Source organism: Amphibacillus sp. MSJ-3 (assembly GCF_018919165.1).
Taxonomy (GTDB): domain Bacteria; phylum Bacillota; class Bacilli; order Bacillales; family Amphibacillaceae; genus Amphibacillus.
This window is the reverse complement of sequence record NZ_JAHLQM010000052.1, coordinates 1-9,152: the sequence shown is the minus strand read 5'-3', so window position 1 is coordinate 9,152 and position 9,152 is coordinate 1. Positions and strand designations below refer to the sequence as shown.

Below are 9,152 nucleotides of genomic sequence, written 5' to 3'. Positions count from 1 at the left end.
TGCCCGTGGAAAGGGAGCGTATTTCACCTGCGGGTATTCATTTCTATTTCGTAAGAAATGTCACTTAATTAATTTCGACTCATTAGAATCTCTGACCAACACCATTTGACATAGAGCCAGATAAAACCGCATGAAATCAGGTTTTTAAAATCTGATTCATGCGGTTACTCATTAATATAGGGTTTTGTCTCAGCCTCTAAAAAGATTTATTGATTTGTTTTCTCGCGGATAAAAGCTTCAACTTCCTCTGCTGTTGACATACTCAATAATTTATCTTTGTAAGAAGCCAACTCTTCTTTAGAAAGTGCCTTAATTTGTGTTCGTGCTGGTAAAATTGATGTTGCACTCATGCTAAATTCATCTAAACCTAATCCTAATAAGATTGGGATCGCGATTGGATCGCCAGCCATCTCACCACACATACCAGCCCATTTCCCTTCGGCATGAGCAGCTTCAATCACATTGTTTACGAGATTGAGAATTGCTGGGTGATAAGGTTGATAGAGATAAGACACACTTTCGTTCATTCGATCTGCTGCCATTGTATATTGAATCAAATCATTTGTACCAATGCTGAAGAAGTCAACTTCTTTAGCAAATTGACGAGCAATAACAGCAGTAGAAGGGATTTCAACCATAATACCAACTTCGATATCATCTGAAACTTGAATGCCTTCTCGCTTCAAATTATCTTTTTCTTCAAGTAGTAGTGCTTTCGCTTCACGGAATTCATTTAATGTCGCAATCATTGGGAACATAATTTTTAAGTTTCCAAATGTGCTAGCACGTAGTAAAGCACGAAGTTGTGTTCTAAAGATATCTTTACGTTCCAAGCAAAGTCGAATAGCTCGTACACCTAAAAATGGATTCATTTCCTCTGGAAGATCAAGGTAACTTAATTCTTTATCACCACCGATATCTAAGGTACGAACAACAACAGGTTTGTCACCCATTTGTTCGAGCACTGATTTATATGCTTCAAATTGTTCGTCTTCTGTTGGGAAATCACTGTTACCCATGTAAAGAAACTCAGTACGGTAAAGTCCAACAGCTTCACCGCCATTATTAATCACACCCTCGACATCATTTGGTGTACCAATATTTGCACCTAGCTCAACATGTTGTCCATCCTTAGAAAGGGTTGGTTCATCTTTAAGCTTGGCCCAGATTTCCTTTTGTTTAGCAAATTCAGCTTGTTTCTCTTGATATTGTTTTAATACATCTTCAGAAGGATTAAGGATAATCTCACCATCAATGCCATCGACAATAACAAGATCACCATCTTTAACCTCTTTAGTAATGGTTTTTGTTCCGACAACAGCTGGAATTTCTAGTGAACGTGCCATAATTGCTGAGTGTGATGTTCGACCACCGATATTAGTGGTGAAACCTTTAACAAACTGTTTATTTAGTTGTGCCGTATCTGAAGGGGTTAAGTCCTCTGCAATAATAATGACCTCTTCACTAATTAGAGCTGGGTCTGGGAAAGAAACATCCAACAGATGGGCCATCACTCGTTCTGTAACATCTTTAATATCAGCAGCACGTTCACGCATGTAAGCATTGTCCATTTGCTCAAACATATTAATGAACATATTAGCGACTTCATCAAGTGCTGCTTCTGCATTTACTTTATCCGTTTTAATTTTATCTTCTATAGGTGTAATTAACTCAGGGTCACTGAGAACAAGCAAATGAGCTGAAAAAATCTCTGCATGCTCATCACCGAGTGACTGCCGAGCATGTTCTTTAATTTTTTCGAGCTCCGATTTTGAAAGATTTAGGGCGTCTTGTAGGCGCTGTATTTCTCGATTAGTGTCTTCTACTTTCTTTGTCTCAAAAGAAAGATCAGGAGTTTCAAGTGTATAAGCTTTAGAAATGGCAACTCCATTAGAAGCGGCAATACCTTGTAGTTTATTCATTGGCAATTACTCTCCTAGCCCTTCTTGTTTGATAACTTCATAAATCGCATCGATTGCTTCTTGTTGATCAGCACCATCTGCAACAATTTTTAATTCAGCATCCATAGGAATGCCTAGAGACATGACACCCATAATTGATTTTAGATTGACAGACTTTCCGTTGTATTCCAAGGTAATATCGGAAGAGAAGCTTCCCGCTTTATTAACAAGAACTGTTGCAGGGCGTGCATGGACGCCAGTTTCTGCAGTAATTTTAACTGTTTTTTCTACTGACATGAAAAAAACCTCCTAATGAATAATTCTAAGTTATATGTTGATTATACCATAAGTCTAATTTTACTGTGACTTGGTATCATAATTCAAGTATTAACTATAATTATAAACATTTTTCTAGGTTTTTTTCTATTTGAAAGGAAAATGAATGATTTAAATATTCTTTTTAAAAAAGAGAAAACGACTTGAGCGAATCTATACTAAAAAGACTTGCGGACAGGGGGTGAGGTATGATAAATTAATGATAATGCATATTAACTTGTCATTAATAAATTTATTATTGTAGTTAGTGATTGTTTAGGAGGTGTGCGCACCCATGCAAGGTGTTGCAATTACGTTATTGGTTATTACATCAATTGTACTCATCGCTCTTGTTGTGATGCAGTCAAGTAAAAGTGAAGGCCTCTCTGGAGCGATTTCAGGTGGTGCTGAACAATTATTCGGTAAGAAAAAGGCACGTGGTATTGATGCTGTGTTACATAGAGCGTCGGTGGTTGCTTCTGTATTATTTTTTATTTTAGCATTTTTGTTAGCTTATGTATTGTAAAAATGAATCGATATGAACCTCTCAATTGATTTAACGATTGGGGGGTTTTTTCGCTTTAAGACAAACAAAAACAATGCAGCTAATGATTAAGTTTGTTAAGATAAACCATAGTTACCCGAGATGTACAAAAATATATAATAGAAAATGTCTTATGTGAAGGGAGAAAGATTAAATGAAAATTAAACCACCAAAGCCATTTATGTTTGAAGAGGGAGAAAGAGCGGTATTATTATTACACGGCTTTACCGGACATAGTGCAGATGTCAGAATGCTTGGACGCTTTTTGCAAAAGAAAGGTTATACCTCTTATGCTCCTATCCTTCGTGGTCACGGAAAAGAACCAGAGGCTTTAATTGAGGGCGGGGCAAAAGAATGGTGGACTGATGTTCAAGAGGCCTATCAAAGATTAAGAGGACAAGGTTATGAGAAAATAGCTATAGCTGGATTATCGCTAGGTGGAGTGTTAGGACTGAAATTATCGTATTCTGAACCTCTTGTTGGGATGATTCCAATGTGTACACCCATGATATTAGATAAGAATCATCGACTTGATGATGGTTTCCGGTATTATGCAAGCCAATATAAGAAAGTGGAAGGTAAGAATAAGGTGGAAGTTGAATCAGAGGTGGAACAATTAGTTGAAGATTCTAGACCTTTGTTTAACCAAGTTGCTCATTTAATTAATGAGGTAAAAACCCATTTAGATACAATTTATACTCCTACATTTGTTGTTCAAGCTGAAGATGATCAGATTATCGATCCAGTCAGTGCAAAATATATCTACGATACTGTTGAGTCAGATCATAAACAAATCAAATGGTATCAAGATGCAGGTCACGCGATAACTTTAGGGCCTAAAAGAGAAGATTTACACCAGGATGTATACCAATTTCTAGAATCCCTTGATTGGGATTAAATGATGATAAAAGGTGCATATTAAATAGAAAGAAGGTGAAAAAATGAATGACTTAAAAGATAAACTGATGTCTTTTTTTAATAAGGAAGCGAAAAAGCCACTAAGTGTTGATGAGATTTTTGCTGGAATAGAGTTGGATTCAAATGATGCGAAAGCTTTTGCTTCTGTGATTAAAACCTTGAATGCATTGGAAAACGAGGGAGAATTGATCTTAACACGAAAAAACCGATATTGTTTGCCTGAACGGATCGGTTTGGTGAAAGGGAAAATTCAAATGCATAAGAAAGGTTTTGCTTTTCTTATCCCCGAAGATGAGGAACAAGCTGATATATATATTAATCCTACTGATTTAAATGGTGCAATGAATAATGATCGTGTTTTCGTACGAATTGAAGCTGATCAGATAGGTGATAAGCGCTATGAAGGAGTTGTCGAACGAATCATTGAGCGTCATTCAACTCGAATCATTGGCACCTATGAAGATAAAGGAAGCTTTGGTTTTGTTATCGCTGATGATAAACGAATCCCCAATGATATTTTTATAAAAAAAGACCAATCACATGGTGCAATGACAGGTCATAAAGTGATTGTTCATCTGACAAAATTCCCTGAAGGAACAATGTCAGCGGAGGGTGAAATTGTTGAAATACTTGGTCACAAAAATGACCCTGGGATGAATATTCTCTCAATTATTTACAAATACGATCTCACCATTGACTTTCCTGAAAAAGTGATGTCGCAAGTAGAGAATGTTCCTGATGAAATCTATGCTAGTGAAGTTGAAAATCGACGTGATTTAAGACATAAGCAAATCATTACAATTGATGGGGAAGATGCAAAGGATTTGGATGATGCGGTGTCGGTAGTGAAATTGCCAAACGGAAATTATCAGTTAGGTGTATATATTTCAGACGTATCCTACTATGTCAAGCAAGGTTCACCATTAGACCAAGAGGCATATGAACGGGGGACAAGTGTCTATTTAGTTGATCGGGTGATTCCGATGCTGCCACATCGCTTATCAAATGGAATTTGTTCATTGAATCCTGGACAAGACCGTTTAACCTTAGCCTGTGAAATGGAAATTAATTTGCAAGGTGAAGTTGTTAATCATGATCTGTTCCAAAGTGTTATTAATAGTTCTGCACGTATGACCTATAAGGAAGTAAATCAAATTCTAGTTGACCAAGATCAAACACTGCGAGAGAAATATAGTGAATATATTTCTATGTTGGAGGCGATGGAAGAACTTGCTGGGCTATTACGCCAGAAACGATTTGGTCGTGGAGCGATTGACTTTAATTTTAAAGAAGCACAAGTTGTTGTTGATAATGCCGGACATGCTGTTGATGTTGTTATAAGAGAGCGCTCTGTTGCAGAACGGTTAATCGAGGAATTTATGTTAATTGCAAATGAAACGGTAGCTGAACACTTTCACTGGTTAGATATCCCTTTTATTTATCGTATTCATGAAGATCCGGATGAAGAAAAGTTACAAAGTTTCTATCAATTTGTTGGTCAATTTGGTTATCATGTTAAAGGAACAGCCAATGAGATCCATCCTCAAGCTTTACAACAGGTACTCGATTTGGTAAAAGGTGAACAAGAAGAAATGATTATTTCGAAGGTAATGCTTAGATCAATGAAGCAAGCGAAATATGATCATCATAGTCTTGGTCACTTTGGTCTTGCTACAGAGTTTTATACTCATTTTACTGCACCAATTCGACGATACCCCGACTTAATTGTCCATCGGTTAATTCGTACTTATTTAATTGAAGGAAAGATAGATCCAAAAACACAAAACGACTGGAAGGCACGATTACCTGAAATCGCTAAGCATACTTCGGAACGGGAAAGAATCGCTGTTGATGCGGAGCGAGAGACGGATGATTTAAAAAAGGCTGAATATATGCAAGATAAAATTGGCGAAGCATTCGATGGTGTCATTAGTTCTGTTACTGGATTTGGTTTATTTGTTGAACTGGAAAATACAGTTGAGGGTTTGGTTCATGTCAGTGACCTAACCGATGATTATTATCATTATGATGAGCGCAGTTATGCGATGATTGGTGAACGGACAGGAAATGTCTTCCGTATTGGTGATGCACTTACGATTAAAGTCGCTGGTGTGAACTTAGAAGAACAAGCGATTGACTTTGAAGTCGTCGGTATGAAAAAGAAAGTGAACCGTCTGGATAAAGTTGTGAATAAACAGAAGAAGGAAACCAAAAGTAAGAAGGCAGAAAAGAAAAGAAGTCTAACACCACCAAAAGCAAAAAAGAAGAAAAAACGTAAATAATATTTCTCATAACAAAAGAATGGTTAGCCATACCACTCTTTTATTTCATTACTCAATTGAAAAAAACCTTCATACCCTACTCAGCGATTGTGGAAAGCAAAGACCTCTAAGTAAAGAAGCATATCGAGAGACAAGCTTGCTGGTTCGTTAGCCTGTGGTAAAAAGGGAAATTGTTTTTCCTTATTAAACCTGTTAAAATAGAGATTGGCTAAGATGAAGGAGGGTTATATATGCCCAAAGATAACAGTAAAGTAATGGCTCGGAATAAAAAAGCAAACCATGACTATTTTATTGAAGAGACCTTTGAAGCAGGCCTTGTTTTACAAGGGACTGAGATCAAATCGATTCGCGCTGGTCGTGCCAATATGAAGGACAGCTTTGCTCGAGTTGAGCGTGGAGAAGTTTTCTTGTATAATCTCCATATTTCCCCATATGAACAGGGCAATCGTTATAATCATGAACCGACTCGAACAAGAAAGTTGCTATTACACAGAAAACAAATTAATAAATTAATCGGTGAAACCCAACAATCCGGTTATTCACTTGTGCCAATAAAGATTTATCTTAAAAATGGAATGGCAAAAGTATTAATTGGCTTAGGAAAAGGAAAGAAAAAGTATGATAAGCGTGAGGATTTAAAACGGAAGCAAGCGAAACGAGATGTAGAGCGAGCCTTGAAAGATCAGTATCAATAAAGCTTGCTAAATCTTAGTTTTTTGATATAATAAATAGTGAAATAGAACAATTTAATCATAATTGATTGTTATGTTTTTACCCTTTTCTGGGGGTGTTCCGGATTCGACAAGGGTAGTTTGAGCTCAAGTTGCGTGTCGAGGTTACGGCTCGTTAAACGTTAATCGCCAATAATAACTGGCAAAACAAACAATTACTCTTTAGCTGCTGCATAAGCAATGCTAAAGGATCCTTCCTAACATCGCCCGTGTGTCGGGGATAGGGTCTCAACTTTAAGCGGGATACGCTTTTCATCTGCTGTCTGAAGATGTTAAGAAGAGCTTAATCAGACTAGCTACTAGGGCGCCCGTTGATTGGCAGAGTAGTTAGCGAAACTTAAATAAATCAACTACACATGTAGATGCTTGAGTGGCGATATCTTTGGACGTGGGTTCAAATCCCACCACCTCCACCAATACATATTTGAGTAATGGTGTGGGTCGTTTTATAAAACCTGGCAATATCATTTTAAACTTCAATAGTATAATCATAAATGCGTCTTCAGATTGAAGGCGTTTTTTGTCTCTCATATTAATCCCTCTCATTTTTTAACAATACTTGTCATTATAGTGAATTTCAAAATTTGAAAGTACTAACAATAAAAGTGGATCATTTTACAATTAGTGCTTGTATAGAAATTGTATAGATCACGAAAGGATAGCTAAGTACAACTTTCAGATATGATTTATTTAGATCTATTTTTAAAGGTGAAGAATAAAACGGAATTTCAGCACAGAGAAGGAGCGTTCTTCATCCCTTACTAAGTGCTAGATGAATAAATCAGGCTATTACTGATTATAGATCCCATATATATCATCAGATGATTTCCCTTGTATGATTGAAATGAGGGACTTATAGTCAGTTAATTTAGGATAAATGCACTTAGGTATTAACTAGCCTTTCTCTAAAAAATTATAATTTAATTAGGTAGGGGATCAAATGTTAAACATTTGTATAATTGATGATGAACCCTTGGCATTAGAATACTTAGAATCGCTACTAAATAAAATTGAGGGTGTGCGCGTTGTAGGGAAATACTGTGATCCTAAAAATCTGATTGCTCATATCCGAAATCACAAGATTGATGCAGTCTTTTTAGATATCCATATGCCTAGTGTGAAAGGGATTGATTTAGCTGATGAACTATTAAATATTCAACCATCTCTACATATTATTTTTGTGACTGCTTATAATGAATACGCTGTGAAAGCATTTGAATTAAATGCATTAGATTATATCTTAAAACCTTTACAAAAGGATCGGTTACAGCTAACTATTGATCGGATCAAGAAAGAAAATAAGCTTGAATCGAATTCCATAAACTCGACCTCTAATTATACCATTCAAAACTTAGGGGCTTTTCTGATTGAAAAAGATGGCCATCCACTAGAAATCAGATGGCGGACGGCTAAAACGAAAGAACTATTTGCATATTTGATTCAAAATCATAACCAAGCCATTCCGAAAAGTGAACTAACAAATTTGATGTGGACAAATCTTCTTTGGAATAAGGCACATTCACAATTGTATTCTACAATTTATCAAATAAGAAAAGTCATTCAGAACACGGGAATTCCGATTCGAATAATTAGTCAGGATGAATTTTATCAAGTTAAGATGAATGGTGTGAAAGTTCAATCTAATGAATGGAAGTTCTCAGCTATCGAGTTATTAGAAGGAGATAAGCTATCAATCACTAACTACTTTACTTTACTAGAAGCCTATCAAGGGGATTATTTAGAAGAATTGAAATCGAAGTGGGTCTTTGAAGAAAGAAAGCAAATTAGGAAGCTATGGCTACAATTAATAAGAAATTTAATCGTATATTTCAATGATAACCAGGATATATCAGCAAGTACAGTTGCAAGATTGTATGCACTCGTAAGCTTTGATGAGGATGCGGTTAATTTGCTAAAAAGAGAAATTAAGTAAGCTTATTTTGTGATGATCAGTCATTTTTAACAGTTGAAGGGCTGATCATCACTAACGTTTTTCCCCTCTAACCCGTCTGTCAGTTCTTCTCTTCATCAATGCAAAGTAAACGAAACATGATAAGTAGGAAATAACAGCTTGCTAAACTCACTTAGTTTATCTGGAAAGTATTTGCATGGGCGGGTAACTACAAATATATTCGATCGGATGACTAGCAGCAGTCCTAAATGATCTTAGTAGGACGATGTACCATTTAGATTGAAAAAATTTTTGCCTAGTTCATGGAGAATAAAAAGTCCCAGTGAGTGAAGCGGGCCATCCATGTTTGAAAAATAGTTGCATTTGTTTTCTTAAAGTAGTTGGAACTTTCACTATACACCAATGGATAAAAGTCGATTAAGTTTTTTGGGGTAATGTAAAAAGTTCTATGAAAACTAAGGAATAAATAAAAACATGAGATTTAGCTATTAAAAATTGGTTAAATACTAATTTAATGTTCTTGGAAAAGAGAATAATTGTTATTGATCC

Annotated in this window: 7 protein-coding genes and 1 other RNA gene; 6 read left to right on the top strand and 2 right to left on the bottom strand. The window is 36.1% G+C overall.

Annotated elements, in window-relative coordinates:
• Positions 1-206 precede the first annotated feature (206 nt).
• Both ptsP and KQI76_RS11220 read right to left on the bottom strand, forming a co-directional pair.
• Positions 207-1,922: a phosphoenolpyruvate--protein phosphotransferase gene (ptsP, locus tag KQI76_RS11225; RefSeq protein WP_216400392.1), complete on the bottom strand. Its 1,716-nt coding sequence runs from the start codon at positions 1,920-1,922 to the stop codon at positions 207-209.
• A gap of 6 nt (positions 1,923-1,928) precedes the next feature.
• On the bottom strand, positions 1,929-2,198 hold the full coding sequence (locus KQI76_RS11220) for a phosphocarrier protein HPr (protein WP_216400391.1): 270 nt from the start codon (positions 2,196-2,198) through the stop codon (positions 1,929-1,931).
• Between the two features lie 313 nt (positions 2,199-2,511).
• Between KQI76_RS11220 and secG the strand changes: the two genes are divergently transcribed.
• The 6 genes from secG (at position 2,512) to KQI76_RS11190 (ending at position 8,624) form a co-directional block, all read left to right on the top strand.
• Positions 2,512-2,742, top strand: coding sequence for a preprotein translocase subunit SecG (secG, locus tag KQI76_RS11215; protein WP_216400390.1), 231 nt, complete (start codon positions 2,512-2,514; stop codon positions 2,740-2,742).
• A 172-nt stretch (positions 2,743-2,914) separates the two neighbouring features.
• Positions 2,915-3,658, top strand: coding sequence for an alpha/beta hydrolase (locus tag KQI76_RS11210; RefSeq protein WP_216400389.1), 744 nt, complete (start codon positions 2,915-2,917; stop codon positions 3,656-3,658).
• A 43-nt stretch (positions 3,659-3,701) separates the two neighbouring features.
• Positions 3,702-5,960 (top strand): ribonuclease R, encoded by a 2,259-nt coding sequence (gene rnr / locus KQI76_RS11205; protein ID WP_216400388.1) that lies wholly within the window; start codon positions 3,702-3,704, stop codon positions 5,958-5,960.
• Between the two features lie 230 nt (positions 5,961-6,190).
• Positions 6,191-6,655 (top strand): SsrA-binding protein SmpB, encoded by a 465-nt coding sequence (gene smpB, locus KQI76_RS11200; RefSeq protein ID WP_216400387.1) that lies wholly within the window; start codon positions 6,191-6,193, stop codon positions 6,653-6,655.
• A gap of 88 nt (positions 6,656-6,743) precedes the next feature.
• Positions 6,744-7,107: a transfer-messenger RNA gene (gene ssrA, locus KQI76_RS11195) on the top strand.
• Positions 7,108-7,631: 524 nt separating this feature from the next.
• A complete protein-coding gene (locus KQI76_RS11190; RefSeq protein ID WP_216400386.1) occupies positions 7,632-8,624 on the top strand; it encodes a response regulator in 993 nt (330 codons plus the stop codon).
• Positions 8,625-9,152: the final 528 nt, after the last annotated feature.